Here is a 22,259-nt window from a genome sequence, read left to right as displayed (position 1 = left end):
TGCCTTACACCGGCACGGATTTTTGCAGTTGCAGGACCAGGTCGCGGCTGGCCAGCGCCACGCCGTGCGCCGATTTCAGGGGGCGCAGGCGGTGCGCGCAGACCGGCACCAGCACCGCCTGGATATCTTCCGGCACCACGTGGTCGCGTCCTTCCATGGCGGCCCAGGCGCGCGCGGCCTGCAGCAGCGCGATCGAGGCGCGCGGCGACAGGCCCTCGGCGAACATGCCGTTCTGGCGCGAGGCCTGCGCCAGCGCCTGCACGTAATCGATCAGCGAGGCCGAGGCGTGGATCTCGCGCAGCGCCTTTTGCGCCACCGCCAGTTCGGCCGGCTGCATGGCCGCCGGCAGCGTCTTGAGCATGCTGCGCCGGTCTTCGCCCATCAGCAGCGCGCGTTCGGCGGCGGCGTCGGGATAGCCCAGCGACAGGCACATCAAAAAGCGGTCGAGCTGCGACTCGGGCAAGGCGAAGGTGCCCACCTGGTGCAGCGGATTTTGCGTGGCGATGACGAAAAACGGCGCGGGCAGGGCGCGCGTGACGCCGTCGGCGGTCACCTGGCGCTCTTCCATCGCTTCCAGCAGGCCCGACTGGGTCTTGGGCGTGGCGCGGTTGATTTCGTCGGCCAGCAGCACCTGGGTGAAGATCGGCCCCGGATGGAACACGAAGCCATTCTTTTCGCGCTCGTACACCGAGATCCCGGCCACGTCGGCCGGCAGCAGGTCGCTGGTGAACTGGACGCGGTTGAACTTCAGGCCCAGCGAGATCGCCAGCGCGTGCGCCAGCGTGGTCTTGCCGACGCCGGGCACGTCTTCGATCAGCAGGTGGCCGTTGGCGAGCAGGCAGGTCAGGGCCTGGCGCACCTGCAAATCCTTGCCGACGACGATCTGGGTGACCTGGCGGGCGACGGCGTGCATCTTTTTGAACATGGTGTCGGTCTTTACAATGTGCTGTGGGGTGGTCGCGCGCACCGGCGTGGGGCACGGCATGGTAGATTAGCGCCTTCGGCACCAACTACTGCGTCATCACGACCCGTTTCTCAGGATTCTATGCGAGAACGGCGTTTCCGGTGCAACATTGATGACGCCGCTACTGAAATCACGCACATGAGCACAGCCATTTACAGTCACCCCGATTGCCGCCGCCACGACATGGGCGAATGGCATCCGGAGTCGCCGGCGCGCCTGCAGGCCATCGAGGACCAGCTGATCCTGGCCCGCATCGATGGCCTGGTAGAGCGGCGCGAGGCGCCGCTGGCCGAAATTCCCGCCATCGGCCGCAACCACACGCGCGAAGCGATTGCGCTGGTGCGCGACAATACCCCCACGCAGGAGGGCGATGTGTATCCGCTCGACGGCGACACCTCGCTCTGTTCGCACAGCTACCAGGCCGCGCTGCGCGCCGCCGGCGCCGCGCTGGCCGCCACCGACGCCGTCATCGCCGGCAGCATCGACAACGCCTTCTGCGCGATCCGCCCGCCCGGCCACCATGCGCTGCCGACCGAGCCGATGGGCTTCTGCCTGTTTAACAACGTCGCCATCGCGGCGCGCCACGCGCTCGACTCGCACGGCCTGGAACGGGTGGCGATCATCGACTTCGACGTCCATCACGGCAACGGCACCGCCGTCTCCTTCCACGACGATCCGCGCGTGCTGATGGCCAGCTTTTACCAGCATCCGTTTTATCCTTACTGCGATCCGGAGCCGCAGACCGCCACCAGCGTGAACATCCCGGTGCCCGCGCGCAGCGGCGGCGACGTGGTGCGCAAGCTCATTACCGAGCACTGGCTGCCGGCCCTGCACGACTTCAAGCCCGAGATGATCTTCATTTCGGCCGGCTTCGACGCCCACCGCGAGGACGACGTCGGCGGCATGGGCCTGGTCGAAGCCGATTACGCCTGGATCACGCGCGAAGTGATGACCGTGGCGCGCCTGTACGCGCAGGGGCGCATCGTCAGCTGCCTGGAAGGCGGCTACAACCTGTCGGCGCTGGGGCGCAGCGTGGCGGCGCACGTCAAGGTATTGGCCGATCTGGCGTAGCCGGCAATTCGCGCAATTAGGGTGCGCCGGGCCGGGGCCGGTAAAATAGCGCCTTAAACGAGAATTCCGAAAGCACAGCATGTCGATACAATGGTACCCGGGCCACATGAACGCCGCCCGCAAGAAGGCGGCCGAACAGATGGAGAACACCGATCTGGTGATCGAGGTGCTCGACGCGCGCCTGCCCGAGGCGAGCTGCAACCCCATGGTCGAGGAACTGCGCCTGTTCCGCCAGCGCCCCTGCCTCAAGATCCTCAACAAGGTCGACCTGGCCGATCCGGCCGCCACCGCCGCCTGGAGCGCCTACTACAACGCCCAGGAAGGCGTGAGCGCCTACGCCATGACCACCAAGAAGCCGGGCGACGTCGCCAGGATCCCGGACCTGTGCCAGTCGCTGGCGCCGCATCGCGGCGTGCCGACCAAGCCGCTGCGCATCATGATCATGGGAATTCCCAACGTCGGCAAATCGACCCTCATGAACGCGCTGCTGAAAAAGAAAGTGGCCAAGGTGGGCGACGAGCCGGCCGTCACCAAGATGCAGCAGAAGCTTTACCTCGGCAAGAACACCATCCTGGTCGACACCCCCGGCATGCTGTGGCCGAAGATCGCCCTGGCCAGCGACGGCCTGATGCTCGCCGCCAGCCACGCGATCGGCTCGAACGCGCTGATCGAAGACGAGGTGGCGGTGTTCCTGGCCGAAGAACTGCTGGCGCGCTATCCGGCGCTGCTGACGGCGCGCTACGGCTTCAAGACCGAGGGCATGGACGGCATCGCCGTGGTCGAAGGCGTGGCGGCGCGGCGCGGCTACCGCCAGAAGGGCGGCGACCTCGACTTCGAAAAAGCCTCGCACATCTTCCTGCAGGACTACCGCACCGGCGCGCTCGGGCGCATCAGCCTGGAAACGCCCGAAACGCGCGCCGTGCGCCTGGCCCGGCATCAGGCCGAGATGGCGGAAAAGGCGGCCAGGGCAGCGGCAATCGCCGCCGAAAAAGCCGCCAATGCGGCGCGCGGCAAGCGCGGGAGCTGAGGCCGTCCACGGCGCGGCTGGCGCCGGGTTGAAGATCGCGCTTAAGGGATGGGATATTTTGCCTGCTCGACAGGAACCAGACTCTTCACATCGAAGACGACGGCGCGGCCGTTTGCGCTTGTTCCGATGTTATCGCCACGATCCAGGTCGTTGAGGAACAGTCCGTGTTCGGAGAGGTCGGTCAATATCGCGCGCGCAGCGATCGTATGATCGCCGTTTGGCGCGGAGGTGCTGGCCAAGGTCTCGGCCCTGGCTGTACGTGTTTCATCATCCCAGTCATGTTGAGCGACAAAATTGTCCATGTTTGCCCCACTTGTCTCGAGCTGTGTATAAGACGCTTTTTCTTTTTCGTATATTCCCGACCGATATAATTTCAGGATTTCGGTGGCTCCGGCTGCCATCACGTTTATTTTCCCATCGCCCGACGCCGAAAGTTCTCCATCGAATTGCCGGACATATGACTCTAATTTGTCATATTTCTTCTGTTCTATTGGATCCGGTATCTCTGCGCGCGTAATCGTTTTAATTTTCTCATCTACCGAGTCGAATAACATATGGTCATAGGCCAGCGTGGATAGTCTGGCGCTCGCGGCCTGGTGGGCCGCTTCTGTCGCTGCCGCTGTCGCTGCCGCTGTCGCTGCGGCATGCTGCCGTCTGACCAGTGTTTGTGCCGTGGAGTTTCCCGCACGCGCGTGGGTCGGCGACGAAGGACGCGCGCTGCTCGTTTCAGCCGGCGGCCGCGGTACTGGCGGGTTGCCGGGCTCAGGTGGCGGCGTTACGGAAGCGGCATTGCGTGTGGACTGGATGTGCATATTGTTTCCTTGGATTTTGTCGTTGTTCCGATAAGTGACAATCGAGGCCCCTCGGTTCCATCCATTCCCGCGGCGTCGATTATGTAAAGACAGACCGATTATTGGCGCGATGCCGATGAATACTTGCTATTCATTAAACTGTTATACTTCGTGCCATTTTTAATGGAGCTTATATGAATCAGTCGCGTCCTCCGATTGCCTATACCGATACGAAGTCTTTTGGCTACTGGGCCATCGGGCTGGGCGCCGCAGTCGGTGTCATCGGCGTTTTTTCTTTCGTCAAGCAGATGAGTATCGGGCTCGGTGCCGTCATGGTCTTCTGCGCGCTGTATATGTTCGCCGCGGCGTATTTTCATTTCACGATGAACGGCAAGCGCACCACCCTGACCGTCAGCGATGAGGGCGTCGCTTTTGAAGACGGCTTGTTCGTTCCATTCAGCCAGGTCGATAAAATCTGGGCTGGCGATCCTTTTCCGACCCTGCCCGGCGATATTCTCAACATCGTGCTGCACCTGAAACCCGACGCGCCGGTAAAACAGGCCGGACGCGGATGGAAAGCCTTCTTTTTCCTGACCTATTTCGGCGGCAATATCAGCATGATCGGGAAAAAGAAAATGATCAGCTTCATGACGCCCGGTATTCGCCCGGTGGATGGTCGAAAAGTGGACCAGGACGATATCGTGGAAGACCTGCTCGAGCGTTTCGACGACTTCCAGAACCGCTGAGCCGAACGCATCGGATTGACTTTTGTTCAACTATCAAGCCTAATGCATGGGTCGTGCAAACGATTTCAGCAGCGGCTGATGGTTCACCGAGCCGGTCCCGACTTGCGGACTCCCGCTTCACGAACGCGTCGCTTGCCCGCGCCAGCCCTGGCGGAAACCGATTAGTTAACCGAAATGGAGTCCGAATGCGATTCGCGCTGCGTCCCACCTTCATCTGTCGAACCATCGCCGCCAGCCTGGTCGCCGGCGCCGCCCAGGCGGCAACGCCGGTATCGCTGTCCTACGTCGTCAACAATCCATGGACAGGCGGTTACTGCGCCATCGTCAAGGTGTCCAATCCGAATGCGGAGGCGGTGCAGTGGAGCGGCACCATGCCGGTGCGCGGCACGGTGACGTCGCTGTGGAATGCGGTGGGCAAGCAGTCCGGCGGGGCGATCGTCTTCACGGGCGGACTCGATTGGAACAAGACCATCGCCGGCAAGTCGACGATGGAGGCGGCAGGCTTTTGCGCGACCGATGCGCTGATCCCAACGCCGACGCCGACGCCAACCCCGACGCCGACGCCAACCCCGACGCCAACGCCGACGCCAACCCCGACGCCCACCCCGACGCCAACCCCGACGCCGACGCCGACGCCGACGCCGACGCCGACGCCGACGCCAACGCCGACGCCGGGAGCGCTATCGCCCACCTACAACGGCGAAGGCACGTTCTACGGCGCGACAGGCGAGGGCAATTGCAGCTACGACGCCAGTCCCGGCAACCTGATGGTCGCCGCCATGAACCAGAAGGATTACGCCAACAGCGCCGCCTGCGGCCAGTACGTGCTTGTCACCGGCCCCAAAGGCAAGGTCACGGTGAAGATCACCGACCGCTGCCCCGAATGCAAACCGGGCGACATCGACCTGAGCGAGCAAGCTTTCGTCAAGGTGGCCGACAAGATCGCGGGCAGGGTGCCGATCAGCTGGTACGTGGTGGCCGGCGACACCACCGGCACGGTCAGCTACCGCTACAAGGAAGGCAGCACCATCTACTGGCAGGGCATCCAGGTGCTCAACCACCGCCTTCCGGTCACGAAGCTGGAGATCCGCCCGAACGGCAGCGCCAACTGGATCGACGTCAAGCGCGAGCAATACAATTACTTCGTCTACCCGAGCGCGATCGCACCCGGCCCGATGCAGGTTCGCATCACCGGCCTTGGCGGCGCAACGCTGATGCAGACGCTCCCCGAGCCGCAGGGCGGCCTGGTCGTCAAAGGCAGCAACCAGTTCTGACGCGGGCGGTGGCGCCGTTACGGCGCCACCGGCTCTCCGAAGCGGAAACTCGATACGGCCAGGTGGCCGAAAAATGCATCTTCGTGGTACACGCAGGCCGCATCTTCCGATTCGGCCGCGCCCAGCGCCACCATCAGCGGCAGCAGGTGTTCTTCGCGCGGATGGGCGTTGCGCGCATACGGCGCCTGGCCCCAGTGCAGCAGCGCCGTGGTGCGTTCCGACGGCGGCAGCTTGAGGACCATCTGCAGCCAGTCGTCGAACTGGTGCGACGCCAGCCTGCCTTCGGGGCCGAACTGGCGCAGGTTATGGTAGCTCAGGCCGCTGCCGATAATCAGCACGCCCTCGTCGCGCAGCGGCGCCAGCGCGCGCCCGATCTTCACGTGCGTGAGCGGATCGAAGCCGTGTTGCAGCGATAGCTGCACCACCGGCACATCGGCCTGCGGATAGACCGGATACAGCATCGAAAACGTGCCGTGGTCGTAGCCGCGCTGCGGGTCGAGCGACACCGCATGGCCGGCGGCAGAGAGCAGGCCGGCGGCGCGCTGCGCCAGTTGCGGCGAACCGGGCGCGGGGTACTTGACCTGGTAGGTATGCGCCGGAAAGCCGCCGTAATCGTAGATCATGGGCGGCTGCGCGCTCGACGAGAGCATCAGCCCCTTTTCTTCCCAGTGGCCGGAAATGACCAGCACCGCAGCCGGCTTGACGTCGCCGATCTGGCGCCGGATATCGACCAGCGACGCTTCCAGCACGGCGTAGGTGTCGCCGTACTGTTCCTTCATGAACGGCCACGGACCACCGCCGTGGGAGACAAAGTAGGTGGGCAGGCGATGACTCATGGCGGGACTCCGGACGGTAGCTTATCCATTCAATATAGGGGCGCGCAGGGGCTTTATCAAGCCGCGCGCGCGAGCTCCATCAACGCGAACAGGCGCGCGCTGCGCATCCAGCCGATGGTCGCCACCGCAGCCTGCGCGAGCAGCAGCGCCCCCGCAAAGCCGATTGCATCCACACCCGCCGTATTGGCGCGCGCCAGCGACAGCAGGGCGGCCAGCCCGAGGCCGGCGATGCCGATGCCGGCGTAGCTGCCCAGCGCCGCCAGCGGATGCCGCGCCAGCAGCGCGCAGCCCGACAGCCAGGCCGACCAGGCGCAGCGTTGGCCCGGGTCGGACGCCAGGAAGGCGCGCCCGGCGTCGAGCGAGGCCGCCACTAGTCCCATCAGCAGCACAAGGAGCGCCGGCGCGAGCGCCATCGGCAGCGCGGCCTCGCTCGCCGCTGCGGCAGTGGTGGCATAGGCGGCTGCCGCCCCGATGGCGGCGTGACCGGCCATGAAGGCCACGCCCAGCGGCAGCGCGCCCAGGGCCAGCATGCGCAGCATGGGCCAATAGTAAGCGGCGCCGCCGCGCATCAGCGCCGCGAAGCCGGGCGCCCGCGGCGCGCGCGCCGCCGTCGCCGCCATCCCCGAGAGCATGGGCGATATGAGCAGCGTGGCAAGCAGCGCCACCGCACCGGCCACGGTGAAGGTCGTTTGCTGGCGCTCGTGGACGGCCAGCAGGTCGCTGACGGCGGTCATGTCGAGCGCGCGCGCCAGCGCTTGCGCATGCACCGAATGATCGAGGTTGGCCGACAGCAGCTGCCAGGCCGGCAGCGCCAGGACCAGGGTCGGCGCCAGCATCCACAAGGTCCACAGCAGCAGCAGGCGCCATTGCAGGGCGGCCAGCGCCGCACGCGGCGCGAAAGCCATCGAAAAGGCGGGCGTCTGGTTCATCACACGGTCGCAATCAGGGAAAAGAGGATGTTGAAAAACGCGGCCAGGTCGGCGCTCCAGCGGCGCGCGGCGCGCCCGTCCGCGTCCAGGGTGCGGCTGTCATCGAGTTTGCTGGCGTCCAGGTAATGGCGGCGCTGCGGATCGAGTTCGGCCGATAGCGCGCGGGCCGGCCTGACCCAGCTGAATGTGCGCGCCTTCTGCCGGTCGTCCCAGACCACCGTCTCGCTGCTGCCGTCGGCAAACTTCACGAGCAGGCTTTGCGCAACCGCCGCGCCGCGCCGTTCCAGGGTGACGCTGGTGCGCCAGGCGCCGGGCTTGCCCGCCGCATCCGGCTCGCTCGACAAGCGCGCAATGCGGTCGTCGACGCTGGCGGTGGCGTACACCTGCTGCGCGAATGCGGCATGCACGGCCTCGCGCTGGCCGCTCACTTCCGCCAGCGTTTCGCGCAGGTCGGCGATGCTGGGGTGGCGGAACTTCCAGCGCTTGTAGTATTCCTTGAAGGCGCGTCCGGTCGCTTCCTTGCCGATGCGCGCCTCCAGGTCGCGCAGCATGGTGGCGCTGCGCACGTACACCGGGCCGATGCCCTTCGGCCGCATGTGGGCGTTCTGGCCGAGCGGATCGGCCGCTGCGCCGGGCGCGGCGTCGTGGCGCGCGAGGTCGAAGCCCTCGAAGCCCGGCGCCATCCCCAGCGCCGCCAGCAGCGGCGTGCCGAGATACGCCTTGCGCCCGGTGTCGCGCAGCATGCGCTGGTTCCAGTATTCGTTCAGGCCTTCGTCGAGCATCGGTTCTTCGACTTCGTTGGAGGCCAGGATGCCGTAAAAATAGCCATGCCCCACCTCATGGATGGTGACCAGGTCGAGCTCGAAGGCGTCGGCCGTCTTCGGCGCCACTTTCTCATGCCCGCTGACGGTGATGAAGGTCGGGTATTCCATGCCGCCCGCGGTGTCGGCATTGAGCGGCGGGACCACGATGGTCAGGGTCTTGTACGGATAGGCCCCTAGCGTCTTCGAAAAATAGCTCAGCGCGTCGGTGGCCGCTTTCAGGGCCGGGGCGGCGCTGGCCGCGCGGTCGGGCGGGAACAGCACCGACAGCTGTACCTGCGGGCTGCCCGGCGCGCTCCAGGTGCCGCGCAATGGCGGCGCGCTGCGACTGTCGGCGGTCCAGGCGAAATCGTGGACGTCGCCCTGCACGTAGTGGTGGGTCAGCATGGCGCCGCGTTCGACGGGCGGGCCTTGCAGTTCGCCGGTGGCGCCCACCGTATAGTCCTTGGGCGCGGTGAGCCTGACGTCGAAGCGGCCGAAGTCGGCGTAGAACTCGGTATCGTGGTGGTACTCGTGCACGTTCCAGCGCGGCCGCGTCGCCCCGCGCTCGCCGGGCAGCTCCAGCACCCCGATCTTGGGGAACCACTGGCCCACCAGGTGAAAACTGCCGGCATGGCCGGTGCTGGCGACCACGCGCGGCAACTGGGTCAGGAAGGCAATGTCGATGCTGGTGGAGGCGCCCGCCGCCACCGGGGCCGGCAGGTCGAAGCGCACCACCGTCTGGTCGGTGGCGGGGCCGCCGTCCGGCTGCACGAAGGACCAGGGCACCCTGGCCCCGCCCTGGGTCACGCTGCGCAGCGCGATGTGGCCCCATTCGCCGGGCTTGACGCGCGCGTGGTAGCCGGCCGCGCGCTGCTCCGTGAAGTAGGTGCTGCCGGCATCCTTGAAGGCGTTCATGTACAGGTGCAGGTAGACGCTGCGCACGGTCTGCTGGCTGCGGTTGCGCCAGGTGAGTGTCTGCCGGCCGTCGACCGTGTGCGCCACCGGGTCGAGCGTCGCCTCGATCCGGTAGTCGACCACGCGGTCCGACAGGGTCGCTTCGCTGCCGCTGCGCGGCCCGCCCCAGGCGCCCGGCGCGCTCGGCACGCCGACCGCGCTGGCCGACGCCAGGGCGAAGCCGATATCGACCTCGGTCACCGGTTCCGGAATCGGCGTGATGGTGATGTCGGCCTGCGCCAGCAGCTCGGCGCCGGCAATGGCGGCAGCGGCCAGCAGCAGCGCCTTGAGGGCCATGGTTCGGGTACGCGCTTGCATGCATTCTCCTGCGCCTGCGGCGCTGACGATGGGGTATTGACAGAGGGTGGCGCCGACCGGGGCCGGCGCCCGGCGAGGCGCACAGCATGCCACAAGCCCGGCCGGCGCGCAGTCCGGATGGCCACTCCGATTATAATGGCGCAGTTTTGGTGCCCGCCCGCGTCTTCACGCCGGCAGTTAAACGGGAAACACATGGTGTGCTGCCCCCGCAACGGTACTGCATGCGCGCCACGGCGCCGTGCGAGCCCGGATACCGGCCAAGACAGGTGGACCGAATGCCGCATGGCGCGCATCGGTCCGTGCAATCCGGCTTGCGGGGACGCAGGCCAGGACTCCTTTTCTGAAGACGACATCATGATTTTTGCTGTATCGCCGCGCCGCGCGCTCTGCGCCAGGCCGCTCGCGCTGGTTTCCGCCCTGTCCCTGTGTTTCGCCTCCGGCGCCGCGCTGGCCGCCCAGGCCCTTCCCGAGGTAACCGTCACCGGCGCCCGTTTCGCCAGCGACCCGGCGCTCGCGCCCATCGGCGCCACCGTCATCACGGCCGACGAGATCCGCCGCGCCGGCGCGGCCGACGTCAACCAGGCCATCCGCAAGATCGGCGGCGTGTACGGCCGCCAGAGCCTGGACGGCTCGCCCGACTTCAGCCTCGACCTGCGCGGCTTCGGCACCAACAGCAGCCAGAACATGGTCGTCACGCTCGACGGCGTGCGCATGTCCGAGAGTGAATTGAGCAATGCGGCCCTGTCGTCGATTCCCATCGAGACGGTCGAGCGCATCGACATCATCCGCGGCGGCGCCAGCGTGTTGTACGGCGAAGGCGCCACCGGCGGCGTGATCCACATCGTCACGCGCCGTCCGGCAGCGAACGGCCGGCGCGGCATGCTGCGCGCCGAAGCCGGCCAGTTCGGCCTGCGCGACCTGCGCGCCGCCCTGGCCCAGTCGTGGAACGGCTTCGCCCTGGACGCCTCGGTCGGCAGCGCCCGCACCGACAACTACCGCGACCACAACGGCTTCGAGCTCGATACCTTCAGCGGCGGCGCCCAGTGGGCCTACCAGGGCGGCCGCGCCGGCCTGCGTATCGAGCGCGCGCGCCAGGAATCCGAGCTGCCGGGCGCCCTGGGCGCGCGCCAGTTCGGCGAGAATCCGCGCCAGGCCAATACGCCGGACGATATCGGCGCGCTCGATTCGGACCGCCTGACCGCGTTTGCCGAGCAGCGCGTCGGCGCGTTCGACCTGGCCGCCGAGCTGTCGCGCCGCGAGCGCACGGCCCGTTCGACCTATTTCTACAACATGGACGGCGCGCGCGTGGCGTCGAAGTCGACCTACGAGAGCGTGCAGACGCAGTTCTCGCCGCGCCTGCGCCATCTGGCCCAAATGGGCGGCATGCTCAACGAGCTGGTGGCCGGCGTCGACCTGGTGAAGTGGACGCGCGTGACCGATTCCGATTATTCGAACGCCGACGCCGCGCAAAAGTCGAAGGCGCTGTATGTGCGCGATGAACTCAAGTTCGGCGGCGAACGCCAGGCCCGCGTGGCCGCCGGGGCGCGCCGCGAGCGCTTCGAGAAGGACGCCACCGATGCCCGCGCCTTCGCCACGCCGTACGACAGCGAACAGACCCTGAATGCCTGGGAAGTGCAGGGCAGCGTCGACGTCATGCAGGCCGTGAACCTGTACGCCAAGGCCGGGCGCAGCTACCGCGTGGCCAACGTCGACGAAAACGGCTACCGTTCCTCGCCCGGCGTGCTGGCGCCGCAAACCTCGCGCGACCTGGAGCTGGGCCTGGTCTACGGCAATCCGGCGCTGGGCGCGAGCGCGCGCCTGTTCCGCCACCAGCTGCGCAACGAGATTTTCTTCGACCCGAGCGCCAACGGCGGCTTCGGCGCCAACACCAACCTCGATCCGACCCAGCGCAAGGGCGTGGAAGTCGAAGCCCATGCCAGCATCGCGCGCGACTGGCGCGTGAGCGGCAACTGGCAGCATGTGCGGGCGCGCTTCACGGACGGGCGCAATGCCGGCAGCGAGATGGTGCTGGTGCCGAAGAACACGGTCTCGGCGCGCCTGGCCTGGGTGCCGGGCAACGGCCACAGCGCCGACATCGGCGCCCAGTGGGCGGGCAAGCAGCGCTTCGGCGCCGACTTCGCCAACACCTGCGGCGTGCGCATCTCGTCGGCCACCACCGTCGACGCGCGCTATGCGTACCAGACGGGCGCGTGGGAATTCGCGGTGGCCGGCCTGAACCTGGCCGACAAGCGCTACACCAGCAACGCCTACGGCTGCAACAGCGGCATCTATCCGAGCGACGGGCGCCAGATCAAGGTGTCGGCGCGCTACGACTTCTGATGCGCCTTCGCCTCGCCCGGGCCGCGCTGGCCGCGCTGGCCGCGCTGACTGTGTGGTCCGGCCTTGCCGGCGCCGCCCCGGTGACGGTGGTGGACGACGCCGGGCGGCGCGTGGCGCTGGCGCGGCCGGCGCAGCGCGTCGTCTCGATGGCGCCGCACGTCACCGAGCTGCTGTTCGCGGCCGGCGGCGGCGCGCGCATCGTCGGGGCGATGAGCTACAGCGATTATCCGCCCGCCGCAAAGGCCATCCCGCTGGTCGGCGACAACAGCCAGATCGACATCGAACGGGTGCTGGCGCTGAAACCCGACCTGCTGGTGGTCTGGCAGAGCGGCAACACGGCGCGCCAGCTGGAGCAGTTGCGCCAGCTCGGCATTCCGATGTTCTACAGCGAACCGGCGCGCATGAGCCAGGTGGCCGACAGCATCCTGCGTCTCGGCCGGCTGCTCGGCACCGAAGCGAGCGCGCGCGCGGCGTCCGCCGCGTTCAGCGCCGATATCGCGGCCCTGGGCGCGCGCTACGGCAAGCGGCCCGCGGTCAAGGTGTTCNGCGCGCGCTACGGCAAGCGGCCCGCGGTCAAGGTGTTCTACCAGGTGTGGGACAAGCCGCTCTACACCCTCAACGGCCAGCAGGTGGCCAGCGAGGCGATGCGCCTGTGCGGCGGCGAGAATATCTTCGCCGCGCTGCCGGTCAAGGCGCCCTCGGTCGGCATCGAGGCCGTGTTGCAGGCCAACCCGGAAGCGATCGTCGGCAGCGTGCCGTACGGGCCGCTCGATGCCGGCCTGTCCATGTGGGCGCCCTACACGACCCTGCTGGCGGTGCGTAATGGCAATTTGATCACGCTCGATGGCGAATTGCTGACCCGGCCCGGACCGCGCCTGGTGCAGGGCGCCGCCATCCTGTGCGAAAAACTCGAACTGGCGCGTCAACGGCGCCGCTAGGCGCGCGTTTACCGGCCATGGCGTGGGATAAGCCGGGACGGCATTTGCAACGCAATGTAAAATGCGGTTCCTTGGCCTGAGAGCTGCCGCAAAAAGTGGTAATCTCGCGATCGTCGTCTCAACTTAAACATGAAGGATATTTATGCGTTTCCTGCGTATTGCTCTCGCCGTCGCCAGTCTGGTCGCCACCACGGCGATCGCGTCGCCCACCGATCCCAAGAACGGCGCCGAATTTGTTACGCTGTCGAGCCCGCAGCCGACCAAGACCGTCGGTAAGAAAGTGGAAGTCATCGAATTTTTCATGTACCACTGCCCGGCTTGCAATGCGCTGGAACCGCACCTGGCCGACTGGGTCAAAAAGCAGGGCGACAATATCGTGTTCCGCCGCGTGCACTTCCCGGTGACCGGCCCCAGCGATCCGGAGGCGCATCTGCACCTGACCCTCGAAGCGATGGGCAAGTCGGAAGAAATGAATCCCAAAGTGTTCCGTGCCTTCCACGTCGAGCGCCTGCGCCTGAACAAGGACGACGCGATCCTCGACTGGGTGCCGAAGCAGGGCATCGACAAGGCCAAGTTCCTGGAATACTGGAACTCCTTCGGCGTGCTGACCAAGCTCAAGGGTGCTCAGCAAGTCATGAGCAACTACAAGATCGACGGCGCGCCGACCCTGGTCATCGACGGCAAGTACCTGACCTCGCCGGCGGCCATCGGCGGCGCCAATCCGGGCCTGAACAATGCGAATGTCTATCCGGCGGTCCAGCAAGTGCTCGATGCACTGGTGACCAAGGCCCAGAACGAGAAGGCTAGCGCCGCCGCCCCTGCGAAAACGGTTGCCAAACCTGCCGGAAAATGAGCGATCCTGAAGAAAAACTCCTGAAGATCTACGACGGTTCGCGGCCGGTCGAGGAGGATTTGTTCGAGCGTAACTGGATCAACCAGCTGGCGTGGAGCCTGGTGGTGCTGATGTGCAGCGTGGCGGTGTGGTTTGCGATTGCCATCGTCAATGCCGAGAACCAGCGTCACGCCTTGATGACCAAGCAATGCGCCGATCCCGTCTTCAAGGGCGAGATCGATACGCGCTGCCTGCAGGTGGTCAGCTCGCGCGAGCACTGGTGGCAGCATCTCTGGTATGGGATCACCCACCTGAGGCCGGAACAGAAGTAGTTCGGGCGCCGGCGCTGCTAGTCGACCAGCGCCGGCGGCTCAGGCGGGCAAGGCGATCACAAAGCGCGCCCCGCCCATCGCCGACTGCTCCACCGCGATCGTGCCGCCATGCAGCGCCACGGCCTTCTGCGCGATCGACAATCCCAGCCCGAAGCCGCCGGTACTGCGGTCGCGGCTGCGGTCGAGCCGGTAGAACGGTTCGAACACCTTGCCGCGTTCCGCCTCTGGAATGCCGGGCCCGTCATCTTCGACCACGATTTCCACCCCGTCCGTGCGCCGCGCCGACAGGGCGATATGGCCGTTGCCGTATTTTTGCGCATTGCGCAGCAGGTTCCCGACCGCCCGCACCAGCAGGCGGCGGTCGCCGCTCATGCTGCCCAAGGCGCTGTCGAGGCGGATCTCGGGCTGGGCCGCCAGCGGGTCGAGCGCGTCCACGCAGCCCAGCAGCGCCGGGGCCAGTTCGAAGTCGGCCTGCTGCAGCGCCTGGCGGCTGTCGAGCCGGATCATGCTCAGCAACTCGTTCACCAGGCCGTTGAGCTCGGCGACATCGCCTTCCATCGCCACGATGCGCTGTTCCAGCGCCGGGTCGTCCGCTGCCGAGCGCAGCAGCTCCAGCGCGAATTCCAGGCGCGCGATCGGCGTGCGCAATTCGTGTGAAACGGAATGGAGCAGGTTTTTCTGGGCGTCGAGCAAGCCTTCGATGCGCCCGGCCATGTGGTTGAAGCGCTCGGCCAGCGGATAAATGCTGGCGCGCGGCTTGAACTCGGCGCGCGCGGCCAGCTTGCCGGCGCCGACCTCGTCGGCCACGCGCGAGAGCGCCTGCAGCCCCAGCCAGTGCGAGCGCGACCACAGCGCGGCCGGCACCAGCAGGAACAGCGCCACGATCACATAGCGCACCGCCTCCATTTCCAGCGCCAGGCCGACATCGATCGGCAATCCATGCGCGTGGATGACGTCTTCGGCGCTGCCGACATAGCTTTGACCGTGCAGGTCGACCCGGCGGTAGAAGGCCTTGTTGGCGGCGTCGAGCACCAGTTCGCCACGGTCGAGGGCGGCGTGCTGCTTGGCCGGGAGCGCGGCGCGCGCGCTGGCGAGCGGCATCAGGTCGAGCTTGACGGCCGTCACATCGCGCACCTTGTTCAGGCGCACCAGCCATTCGTCGGTGGGGGCTCTGTCGATGTACTGTTCGAGCAGGAAAATCTGGGCTGCCGCCTGGCGCCGCGCGATGTCGTCCAGCGGGTCGCCGAACAGGCGGCTGATGGCGACGTAGATGAAGAAGGTCGCGACCGTGATCGATAGCATCACCAGCACGAAGAAGCGGAAAAAGATGCGGTTCACGCGCGCTTCCCGCCACAACGGTGTTCAATAACTGTTGCCATAGCTGTCGCTTCTCCTTGCGCAGCATTGTATAAGAGCGGCGCGCATCGCGGTATTACAAATAAGTGACAAATGGGGGACAGATGTTGGCGGAATTGGGGTGCGCATGTCGTTATCATGTCCTTACTCGCATTCGGTCTGCCTGCCGCGTTGGTGGCGGCGGGTCTCGCTTACATCTTCGAAAGGATTCGCCATGTCTGTTTTGATTCGCGTTTTATCCTGTCTCCCGCTGGCCGGCGCCGTTGCGCTCGGCGGCTGCGGCGGCGGCGGCGACAGCACGCCCGTCCCACCGCAGACCCAGCCGGATATCGTGGTAACCCCGACCCCGACCCCGACCCCGACCCCGACCCCGACGCCAACGCCGACCCCGACGCCGACGCCAACGCCGACGCCAACGCCAACGCCGACCCCGGAACCGGTGAGCGTGATGACGCCGTTCATCAAGCGTGCCCAGGTCGCCCAGTGCGCCACGAACAGCAACCGCCTGTACACGATCGACAAAAAATATGTGCTGTGGGATCGCGCGGGCGACTGCCCCGACAACAGCATGAGCATGGAACTGTATGCCCTCGCGTCCCAGGCAAAAGTGTGCAGCCTCGCCAGCACCATCGCCGGCCCCAAGAAGGAATGCGCCGACCAGGCCCTGGCCCCGATGTTCGATACCATCGTCGCACGCGCGAACGACCCCGGCTTGGGCCTGGGCGCCGCGCATGTGGTTGAAGAAGTCAAATTCCTCCCAGCAAATGGACTCAGCGTGGATTTCAAGACCATCGCCAGCGACCGCTTCTCCGGCGTCGCCACCGCGCGCAACGTGGTCGTGCGCGACCAGGCCGCCTTCGACGCCCTCTGGGCCGAGCACAGCGCCATCCGCATCCCGGCCCCGGCCGCGCCCAAGGTCGATTTCAAGACCGAGATGGTGATTGCCTTGTTCGGCGGCAATGATTCTGCCTGCGCCAGCTTCGGCGTGCGCCGCGCCGTCGCGGTCGACGACCGCCTGGTGGTGTATTACGAGCGCAAGGATCCGGATCCGGCCATGGCGTGCATCGCCGTGGTGGCCAATCCGATGCAGATGATCGTGGTCCCGCGCGTCGACGCGGCTGTCGATTTCGTCAAGATCACGACCCAGGACGTGCCGTTCACCGACGTGTTCAGTACGCCTTACGCGGTCAACTGGACGCCGCGCAACGTGGTCATCAAGGATGCCGCCACCTTCGCCACCATCTGGCGCGACACCGGCACCTCGCAGATCGCGCCGGCCGTCGATTTCAACAAGGAGATGCTGGTGGCCGTGTTCGGCCCGCACGGCGCGAACGGTTGCGAAAACACCAAAATCGAGAGCATCTACCGCGACGGCGGCAAGCTCCAGGTGTCCAGCGTGAACTGGAGGCAAGGTCCGTCGAGCACGGAGATCTGCCCGGCGTCGCTGTCGAAGCCGGTGCACCTGGTCAAGCTGGCGCGCTCGGACGAGACTGTCGCGTTTTCGACCCAAACGCGGGAAAAATAAAGGCTGTTTCCGCTTCCCTGGCGGCGCGCGCGTGCCGCCAGGACCGGACCCCCTGTATGAAAATACTCCTGACCCTCCTGCTCGGCGCGGCTTGCGCCCCGCTCCATGCCCGCACCCCGGCCGTCAATCCGATGCCGGACGGCAGCCGCGACATGTATGTCGGGCTCGGCTTCGTCTCGGCCCCGGCCTACGATGGCGCGCGCCGCCCGCGCCGCATGGCGGTGCCGGTGCTGCAGGGCGAATGGAGTAATGGTGTCTTTATTTCCGGCATGAATGCCGGGATTCATCTGTCGGACCAGCCTTCGCTCGAATTCGGGCCGCTGCTGGCGGTCCAGGCGCGGCGCAGCGAAGCGGGCACCGGGGCGGCGCTGGGCGGCGCCTCGCTCAATTCCATGATGGTCAATACCTCGTCGCTGGCGCCGGAGGGCGAGTCCCCCGACCAGCCCGGCAAGAACACGCGCAGCGCCGGTCCCAACCGCCTCTCCGGCATGGATGTGGTGAGCGCGCGCCTGCAGGCCGGCGGCTTCGTGAACGTCTATCTCACTCCCCATGTGCGCCTGACCAACAACGTGCTGGCCGGCGCCGGCAAGGGCTCCGACGGCGTCATCTGGAACCTCGGCATCCAGCGCGTGATGACCCAGTTCTCGCCGCATCACCGGATCGCGCTGGCGGCCGGCATCAGCGTAGTCAACCGCAGTTACAACAACAGCTTTTTCGGCGTCACGCCGGACGAAGCCATCCGCAGCGGCAACCGCGCCTATGCGCCTGGCGCCGGCCTCAACGGCGCCAGCGCCGGGGTGCGCTGGCACTGGTCGCTGACGCCGTCCTGGTTGTTGATTAACAACGTGCAAGCAAGCCGCGTGCTGGGCGATGCACGCAAGAGTCCGCTGGTGGAGCGTCCCAACGGCTTCGTCCTGTCCACCGCCCTCGCTTACCGGTTCTGATCATGAACGCGCCACGCCACCTCGCCCTGTCGCTCGCACTGCTGTGCGCCGCCGCCAGCGTCAACACGCGCGCCGCCGGGACCGAATGGCTCAGTTATCGCGATGCCTACCGCGCCATGATCGTGTTCGACAAATACGGCAGGCCCAAGAACCTTTTGCAAAACCAGATACAGCTGGTGCCGGTGCGCAAGGGCGCTCTGCCGGAACATATACAGCTGAGCTTGCAGCTCAAGGGCAGCACCGTGCGCCTGCCGCTCGACGCCATCGGGCGCGCGGTGTTTCCGCTGCTCAAGGCCGCGTTCGACGAGAACGCGCCGCTGCTGATCGAAGGCGGCGCCGGTCCGATCAATTTCCGCGCGCGCATCTCGATCGTGGCGCGCGCCGACGGCGTGTACGACAGCGCCGAACTGCGCGCCGCCTGCGCCCAGGCCCTCGATTACCAGCGCTACACGGGCGTGAGCGGGCGCGCCAGTGCCTGTGTCGGGGTGCGCTTCGTGTATCCGCGTGAAGGACCCGCGCCGCAACTGCGCCTGCGCGGCGAGGGCCCCTTGCCGGTGGCGCTGGGCGCCGCATTTCCCGGCGACGAGCATGGCGCCCACCGCATCGTCGACCTGCGTTTCGACGGGCAGGGCGGGGCCGGCCAGCTGCTCGCGGCCAGTCCGCCGCTGGCGATCGCGCCCCTGATCGAATAGGGTCACGGCGGCCTGCCCGGACGGCTGGACGATGTCGAATACACATTTACGACAATTGCCAGACATTTCGAGGCGGAAAGGAAAACCCTTAGCATCTAAGCTATGCGTATCGGGTTTTCCGTTCGCCCTCGATGCTCCGGTGTCGTGGGCTTTTTTTATACATAGTAGCGCACGATGGGGATGCAGCGGGCCGCGCGAGAGCGCCCGCCATCGTCCCATCGTGGGATGCCGCGGCGCGCTCGAAGGCGCATGCGGCCCTGGCCCAAACTCAGCAATTTCGGCGATGTTGGCGGCAGGCCGTAAAATGGCGGCTGATCATCTTTTCGGCGACATTCATGAGAACCCTTTTTGCCCTTGTCCTGGCCGGTGCAGTGCCCGCCGCCTGGGCCCAGACCCCCGCAAGCAATCCGATGCCGGATGGCAGCAGCGACATGTATGTCGGGCTGGGCGCCGTCTCGGCCCCACGCTACCAGGGGTCGGGCGAGCGTCGGGTCACTGCCTTGCCGCTCGTGCAAGTTCAGTGGAGCAATGGCGTGTTTGTCTCGGGCATGAGTGCGGGCATGCACCTGTCGTCCAACCCGGTGCTGGAATACGGCCCGCTGCTGACGCTGATGGCGCGCCGCAGCGAGGTGGGCGATGGGCACCAGCTGGGTATGCCGCTGGGCACGCTCGACACCAGCGGCAGCGCGACGCCGCCGACGGAGGGCCAGCCGTCGCGTCCGAGCGTGGCCCCGGATCCGGGGCCGGACACCGGCAAGCGCAGCGGCAATCCCCTGGCTGGCACCGAAGCCATCGGTGCGCGCCTGCAGGGCGGGGCGTTTTTCAACTATTATCTGACTCCGTCCTTGCGTTTGACCAATAATTTGCTGGCAGGCTCGGGGCGCGACCGCCATGGCGCCAGCTGGACCGTGGGTTTGCAGCACGTCACGCGCTCGCTCTCGCCGCACCACAGCGTGTCGCTGGGCGCCGACCTGACTGTCGTTAACCGCAGCTACAACCGGAGTTATTTCGGGGTAAGCTTGCTCGATAGCATAAACAGCGGCCACGCGCCCTACGCCCCGGGTGGCGGGGTGCGCGACGTGGCCGTCGGCGCGCGCTGGAACTGGGCGCTGTCGCCCGGCTGGATGGTCAGCAGCTCGCTGCGCGCTGCATGGCTGCAGGGCGACGCGCGGCGCAGCCCGCTGGTCGAACGCGCCGACCATATCACTGTGTCCACCGGACTTGCTTACCGATTCTGATCATGCGATTTGTACGCCACGTTTCCGCCCTGTTGGCCTTGCTGTTTACGGCAGGCGGCACGACGGCCAATGAAACGGGCGGGGAGTGGCTCAGCTATCGCGATGCCTACCGCGCGATGGTGGTGTTCGAAAAATACGGCAGGCCCAAGAATTTCCTGCAAAACCATTTCCAGGTGATGTTGAAAGAGAAGGGCGTGCTGGGCGAGGATGTGCAACTGAGCCTGCTCGGCAAGGCCAGCAGCCTGAGCTTGCCGCTGGACCCGACCGGGCGCGCCGTGTTTCCGCTGTTGAAGGCCGCCTACGACGATAACGCCACCCTGAGCCTGACCCGCAATGTGGCCCAGTACGTGTTCCGCGCGCGCGTCTCGATCGTGGTGCGCTCCGACGGCGTGTACGAAACGAGCGACCTGCGCGCCGCCTGCGAGCAAGCGCTGACTTACCTGCGCCACGTGGATGCGTCGGCGCGCACCCTGCGCTGCAGCGGCGTGCGCCTGAGCTACCAGCGCAAGAGCGCCGACCCGGTGGTCAGGTTGCGCAACGGCAGCGGCGACGTGGCCCTGCTGGCGGTGGCGGACGGCGCCACCTTCCGCGACGACAACAATGAAGGTTTCCGGGTCGTCAATTATCGCTTCGGCGACCATGCCGACAAGGCCCAGCTGGTGACCCAGAGTGCGCCGCTGGCCATCGCGCCCCTGCTCGAATAGGCGCGGGCGGGCGCGCCGTCCGTCCCAGGCGCCAGCGAATTCGCTTCCGTGCGGAATGGACAGCTGCCGGGGAAGTGTTTATTATCCGCTGAAGCAATATTTAAAATTAATTAATGTTTCCGCGTGCGCAGCGTGTCAGTTCGCCCGTGTTACTCAGAGGTTTCCATGACCCGACTTCACCTTGCCTTGCCGCTGGCCGGCATGCTGTTGCTGGCCGCCTGCGGTGGCGGCAGCGACTCCACGCCAACCCCGACGCCGACGCCGACGCCGACGCCGACGCCGACGCCGACGCCGACGCCGACGCCGACGCCGACGCCGACGCCGACGCCGACGCCAACGCCAACGCCAACGCCGACGCCGACGCCGACGCCGCCTGTCGTCGCTGGCATCGACATGACCCCCTTCATCGAGCGGGCGCGGGAAAATGAGTGTGCCGAATATGTCAACCGTTTGTACGTGATCGATGGAAAGTATGTGACGTCCGAAACCTATGGGCGTTGCTTTGGCCGTGCCCGTCGAAACACCTTATATGCGGCAACGTCCACCGCCGTACTCTGTTCGGACTACCCGACATTCGCTGAAAAAGCGTCCGACTGCGCCGATCCGTCGGCGTTTCCCTTGTTTTTTTCCATGTTCGGCTGGTCGGGTGAGCGTTTCAGCGGGCAGCGGCAGGAGGTGTTTTTCCTGCCCAAGGACGGCAGCCGCATGGCCCTGGAGCCGCTAACCAAGGACACCATGTCCGGTATCCAGGCGCCACGCCAGCAGGTGATTCGCGACGCCGCCACCTTCGCCGTGGTGTGGGCCGAACACAACGCAGGCAGGCCCGCGCCGGCTCCGCTGCCGACGGTGAGGTTCGACAACGAGATGGTGCTTGCCCTGTTCGGCGGCGCCGGCGGCGGCTGCCGCAGCGTGGGCTTGCGTTCGGTGCGGGTCAGTGGCGGCAAACTGGTGGCCGCCTACGCCCAAGGCGATTTTTCAGCGCGCGGCACGGCCTGCCCGGCCATTGCGAATGCGCCGATGGAGATGGTGGTGCTCGACCGCCAGGATGCCCCGGTCGTGTTCGAAGCTGTGGTGCCGGACGATGTACCGTTCACCGAGGTGCCGATCCGGGCCGAGCGGACTGGCGTCGCCAAACAACTGGTCATCAAGGATGCCCAGGCCCTGACCGCGCTATGGAAGGAATTGCCGGAAACGGTGCCCATGCCGACGGTCGACTTCAGCAAGCAGATGGCGGTGGCGGTATTCCTCCGCGATCAGAGCGACAGCAGGTTCTTCGTCGACATCGGCCATATCGAACGTCTCAACGGCAAGCTGCGCGTGACGGTCCACGTGGGCCTCGCGGGCCGCTACAACCAGGCGATCCCGCATACTGGCGGGGTCTTCCCGACAACCATGGTGCTGCTGGACAGATCCGACGAACCGGTCGAGTTCGTGGAGCAACTGGTGAGAACGAGATAAGTCATACGCAGCGCGCTGCCGGCGGCGCCACCGCCGGCAGCGCTTTCTCCCGTTCTCCCTCAAATTTGCCTGCTTCGGGAATGGACGGCAGCGGAACAACTGTTTAATATGTGCTTCTGGCAATATTCATCATTTATTAATATTTCCATCTGTCCAGCAAGCCCCCGTTTCCGTGTTCCTGAGAGAG

At 66.3% G+C, this 22,259-nt stretch carries 21 protein-coding genes and 1 riboswitch; of the genes, 14 read left to right on the top strand and 7 right to left on the bottom strand.

Annotated features, from left to right (window positions below):
• Positions 1 to 4 precede the first annotated feature (4 nt).
• Entirely contained in the window at positions 5 to 925 is a 921-nt protein-coding gene (locus EJB06_RS21065; protein ID WP_126075980.1) for an AAA family ATPase, read from the bottom strand.
• A gap of 177 nt (positions 926 to 1,102) precedes the next feature.
• Here EJB06_RS21065 and EJB06_RS21060 point away from each other — a divergent pair, with 177 nt between their 5' ends.
• Complete coding sequence (locus EJB06_RS21060) at positions 1,103 to 2,035, top strand: histone deacetylase family protein (RefSeq protein ID WP_126075979.1); 933 nt, start codon at positions 1,103 to 1,105, stop codon at positions 2,033 to 2,035.
• A gap of 79 nt (positions 2,036 to 2,114) precedes the next feature.
• Positions 2,115 to 3,062 (top strand): ribosome biogenesis GTPase YlqF, encoded by a 948-nt coding sequence (ylqF, locus tag EJB06_RS21055; RefSeq protein WP_126075978.1) that lies wholly within the window; start codon positions 2,115 to 2,117, stop codon positions 3,060 to 3,062.
• 41 nt (positions 3,063 to 3,103) lie between these two features.
• Here ylqF and EJB06_RS21050 read toward each other — a convergent pair whose 3' ends face one another.
• Complete coding sequence (locus EJB06_RS21050) at positions 3,104 to 3,874, bottom strand: hypothetical protein (RefSeq protein WP_126075977.1); 771 nt, start codon at positions 3,872 to 3,874, stop codon at positions 3,104 to 3,106.
• 173 nt (positions 3,875 to 4,047) lie between these two features.
• On the opposite strand from EJB06_RS21050, the gene EJB06_RS21045 reads away from it, so the two are divergent.
• Together EJB06_RS21045 and EJB06_RS21040 are read left to right on the top strand one after the other, a co-directional pair.
• Positions 4,048 to 4,599, top strand: coding sequence for a hypothetical protein (locus EJB06_RS21045; RefSeq protein WP_126075976.1), 552 nt, complete (start codon positions 4,048 to 4,050; stop codon positions 4,597 to 4,599).
• A 185-nt stretch (positions 4,600 to 4,784) separates the two neighbouring features.
• Positions 4,785 to 5,873: an expansin EXLX1 family cellulose-binding protein gene (locus EJB06_RS21040; RefSeq protein WP_164557983.1), complete on the top strand. Its 1,089-nt coding sequence runs from the start codon at positions 4,785 to 4,787 to the stop codon at positions 5,871 to 5,873.
• 17 nt (positions 5,874 to 5,890) lie between these two features.
• On the opposite strand, the gene EJB06_RS21035 is transcribed toward EJB06_RS21040, so the two are convergent.
• The 3 genes from EJB06_RS21035 to EJB06_RS21025 are packed head-to-tail and all read right to left on the bottom strand — an operon-like array spanning position 5,891 to position 9,713.
• A complete protein-coding gene (locus EJB06_RS21035) occupies positions 5,891 to 6,709 on the bottom strand; it encodes a DODA-type extradiol aromatic ring-opening family dioxygenase (RefSeq protein ID WP_126075975.1) in 819 nt (272 codons plus the stop codon).
• 56 nt (positions 6,710 to 6,765) lie between these two features.
• Positions 6,766 to 7,638, bottom strand: a complete 873-nt coding sequence (locus tag EJB06_RS21030; protein ID WP_126075974.1) for a hypothetical protein — start codon at positions 7,636 to 7,638, stop codon at positions 6,766 to 6,768.
• Positions 7,638 to 9,713 carry a M1 family metallopeptidase gene (locus EJB06_RS21025; protein WP_126075973.1) on the bottom strand — a complete coding sequence of 692 codons (2,076 nt, stop codon included), beginning with the start codon at positions 9,711 to 9,713 and terminating at the stop codon, positions 7,638 to 7,640. Before EJB06_RS21025 ends, EJB06_RS21030 begins: the two co-directional genes overlap by 1 nt.
• A gap of 130 nt (positions 9,714 to 9,843) precedes the next feature.
• Positions 9,844 to 9,989, top strand: a riboswitch (cobalamin riboswitch).
• A 78-nt stretch (positions 9,990 to 10,067) separates the two neighbouring features.
• Between EJB06_RS21025 and EJB06_RS21020 the strand changes: the two genes are divergently transcribed.
• From EJB06_RS21020 to EJB06_RS21005, 4 genes are all read left to right on the top strand, one after another.
• Positions 10,068 to 12,053 carry a TonB-dependent receptor gene (locus tag EJB06_RS21020; protein ID WP_126075972.1) on the top strand — a complete coding sequence of 662 codons (1,986 nt, stop codon included), beginning with the start codon at positions 10,068 to 10,070 and terminating at the stop codon, positions 12,051 to 12,053.
• Positions 12,053 to 12,991 (top strand): cobalamin-binding protein, encoded by a 939-nt coding sequence (locus EJB06_RS21015; RefSeq protein ID WP_126075971.1) that lies wholly within the window; start codon positions 12,053 to 12,055, stop codon positions 12,989 to 12,991. Before EJB06_RS21020 ends, EJB06_RS21015 begins: the two co-directional genes overlap by 1 nt.
• A 142-nt stretch (positions 12,992 to 13,133) precedes the next feature.
• Positions 13,134 to 13,844 (top strand): thiol:disulfide interchange protein DsbA/DsbL, encoded by a 711-nt coding sequence (locus tag EJB06_RS21010; protein ID WP_126075970.1) that lies wholly within the window; start codon positions 13,134 to 13,136, stop codon positions 13,842 to 13,844.
• Entirely contained in the window at positions 13,841 to 14,155 is a 315-nt protein-coding gene (locus tag EJB06_RS21005; RefSeq protein WP_126075969.1) for a hypothetical protein, read from the top strand. The genes EJB06_RS21010 and EJB06_RS21005 overlap by 4 nt, the downstream gene beginning before the upstream one ends.
• Before the next feature lie 39 nt (positions 14,156 to 14,194).
• Here EJB06_RS21005 and EJB06_RS21000 read toward each other — a convergent pair whose 3' ends face one another.
• A complete protein-coding gene (locus EJB06_RS21000) occupies positions 14,195 to 15,493 on the bottom strand; it encodes an ATP-binding protein (RefSeq protein ID WP_126075968.1) in 1,299 nt (432 codons plus the stop codon).
• A 232-nt stretch (positions 15,494 to 15,725) separates the two neighbouring features.
• On the opposite strand from EJB06_RS21000, the gene EJB06_RS32250 reads away from it, so the two are divergent.
• From EJB06_RS32250 to EJB06_RS20970, 5 genes are all read left to right on the top strand, one after another.
• Entirely contained in the window at positions 15,726 to 17,036 is a 1,311-nt protein-coding gene (locus EJB06_RS32250; protein WP_198420881.1) for a hypothetical protein, read from the top strand.
• Between the two features lie 56 nt (positions 17,037 to 17,092).
• The gene (locus tag EJB06_RS20985; protein ID WP_126075965.1) at positions 17,093 to 17,980 is read left to right on the top strand and encodes a MipA/OmpV family protein; all 888 of its coding nucleotides are present in this window, start codon (positions 17,093 to 17,095) and stop codon (positions 17,978 to 17,980) included.
• 2 nt (positions 17,981 to 17,982) lie between these two features.
• Positions 17,983 to 18,672, top strand: a complete 690-nt coding sequence (locus EJB06_RS20980) for a hypothetical protein (protein WP_229427189.1) — start codon at positions 17,983 to 17,985, stop codon at positions 18,670 to 18,672.
• Positions 18,673 to 19,007: 335 nt separating this feature from the next.
• Positions 19,008 to 19,910: a MipA/OmpV family protein gene (locus EJB06_RS20975; protein WP_126075964.1), complete on the top strand. Its 903-nt coding sequence runs from the start codon at positions 19,008 to 19,010 to the stop codon at positions 19,908 to 19,910.
• A 2-nt stretch (positions 19,911 to 19,912) separates the two neighbouring features.
• Positions 19,913 to 20,614: a hypothetical protein gene (locus EJB06_RS20970; protein WP_229427188.1), complete on the top strand. Its 702-nt coding sequence runs from the start codon at positions 19,913 to 19,915 to the stop codon at positions 20,612 to 20,614.
• Between the two features lie 176 nt (positions 20,615 to 20,790).
• Here EJB06_RS20970 and EJB06_RS32245 read toward each other — a convergent pair whose 3' ends face one another.
• On the bottom strand, positions 20,791 to 21,003 hold the full coding sequence (locus EJB06_RS32245) for a hypothetical protein (protein WP_198420880.1): 213 nt from the start codon (positions 21,001 to 21,003) through the stop codon (positions 20,791 to 20,793).
• A 4-nt stretch (positions 21,004 to 21,007) separates the two neighbouring features.
• Here EJB06_RS32245 and EJB06_RS20960 point away from each other — a divergent pair, with 4 nt between their 5' ends.
• Positions 21,008 to 22,072, top strand: a complete 1,065-nt coding sequence (locus EJB06_RS20960; protein ID WP_126075962.1) for a hypothetical protein — start codon at positions 21,008 to 21,010, stop codon at positions 22,070 to 22,072.
• Positions 22,073 to 22,259 lie beyond the last annotated feature (187 nt).

Origin of the sequence: Massilia atriviolacea, from assembly GCF_003953935.1 — a bacterium.
GTDB classification, from domain to species: domain Bacteria; phylum Pseudomonadota; class Gammaproteobacteria; order Burkholderiales; family Burkholderiaceae_D; genus Telluria_A; species Telluria_A atriviolacea.
Note: the sequence above shows the minus strand (reverse complement) of the source record. Positions and strands in the feature narration are given on the sequence as shown.

What these genes read in the sequence shown, in the direction of transcription:
- EJB06_RS21010 (WP_126075970.1), top strand. Translation starts at nt 13,134, where the DNA reads ATGCGTTTCCTGCGTATTGCTCTCGCCGTCGCCAGTCTGGTCGCCACC.
- EJB06_RS20980 (WP_229427189.1), top strand. Translation starts at nt 17,983, where the DNA reads ATGAACGCGCCACGCCACCTCGCCCTGTCGCTCGCACTGCTGTGCGCC.
- EJB06_RS21025 (WP_126075973.1), bottom strand. Translation starts at nt 9,713, where the DNA reads ATGCAAGCGCGTACCCGAACCATGGCCCTCAAGGCGCTGCTGCTGGCC.
- EJB06_RS20975 (WP_126075964.1), top strand. Translation starts at nt 19,008, where the DNA reads ATGAGAACCCTTTTTGCCCTTGTCCTGGCCGGTGCAGTGCCCGCCGCC.
- EJB06_RS20985 (WP_126075965.1), top strand. Translation starts at nt 17,093, where the DNA reads ATGAAAATACTCCTGACCCTCCTGCTCGGCGCGGCTTGCGCCCCGCTC.
- EJB06_RS20960 (WP_126075962.1), top strand. Translation starts at nt 21,008, where the DNA reads ATGACCCCCTTCATCGAGCGGGCGCGGGAAAATGAGTGTGCCGAATAT.
- EJB06_RS21030 (WP_126075974.1), bottom strand. Translation starts at nt 7,638, where the DNA reads ATGAACCAGACGCCCGCCTTTTCGATGGCTTTCGCGCCGCGTGCGGCG.
- EJB06_RS32245 (WP_198420880.1), bottom strand. Translation starts at nt 21,003, where the DNA reads ATGCCAGCGACGACAGGCGGCGTCGGCGTCGGCGTCGGCGTTGGCGTT.
- EJB06_RS21065 (WP_126075980.1), bottom strand. Translation starts at nt 925, where the DNA reads ATGTTCAAAAAGATGCACGCCGTCGCCCGCCAGGTCACCCAGATCGTC.
- EJB06_RS21005 (WP_126075969.1), top strand. Translation starts at nt 13,841, where the DNA reads ATGAGCGATCCTGAAGAAAAACTCCTGAAGATCTACGACGGTTCGCGG.
- EJB06_RS21060 (WP_126075979.1), top strand. Translation starts at nt 1,103, where the DNA reads ATGAGCACAGCCATTTACAGTCACCCCGATTGCCGCCGCCACGACATG.
- EJB06_RS21050 (WP_126075977.1), bottom strand. Translation starts at nt 3,874, where the DNA reads ATGCACATCCAGTCCACACGCAATGCCGCTTCCGTAACGCCGCCACCT.
- EJB06_RS21035 (WP_126075975.1), bottom strand. Translation starts at nt 6,709, where the DNA reads ATGAGTCATCGCCTGCCCACCTACTTTGTCTCCCACGGCGGTGGTCCG.
- ylqF (WP_126075978.1), top strand. Translation starts at nt 2,115, where the DNA reads ATGTCGATACAATGGTACCCGGGCCACATGAACGCCGCCCGCAAGAAG.
- EJB06_RS21040 (WP_164557983.1), top strand. Translation starts at nt 4,785, where the DNA reads ATGCGATTCGCGCTGCGTCCCACCTTCATCTGTCGAACCATCGCCGCC.
- EJB06_RS20970 (WP_229427188.1), top strand. Translation starts at nt 19,913, where the DNA reads ATGCGATTTGTACGCCACGTTTCCGCCCTGTTGGCCTTGCTGTTTACG.
- EJB06_RS21020 (WP_126075972.1), top strand. Translation starts at nt 10,068, where the DNA reads ATGATTTTTGCTGTATCGCCGCGCCGCGCGCTCTGCGCCAGGCCGCTC.
- EJB06_RS32250 (WP_198420881.1), top strand. Translation starts at nt 15,726, where the DNA reads ATGTCTGTTTTGATTCGCGTTTTATCCTGTCTCCCGCTGGCCGGCGCC.
- EJB06_RS21045 (WP_126075976.1), top strand. Translation starts at nt 4,048, where the DNA reads ATGAATCAGTCGCGTCCTCCGATTGCCTATACCGATACGAAGTCTTTT.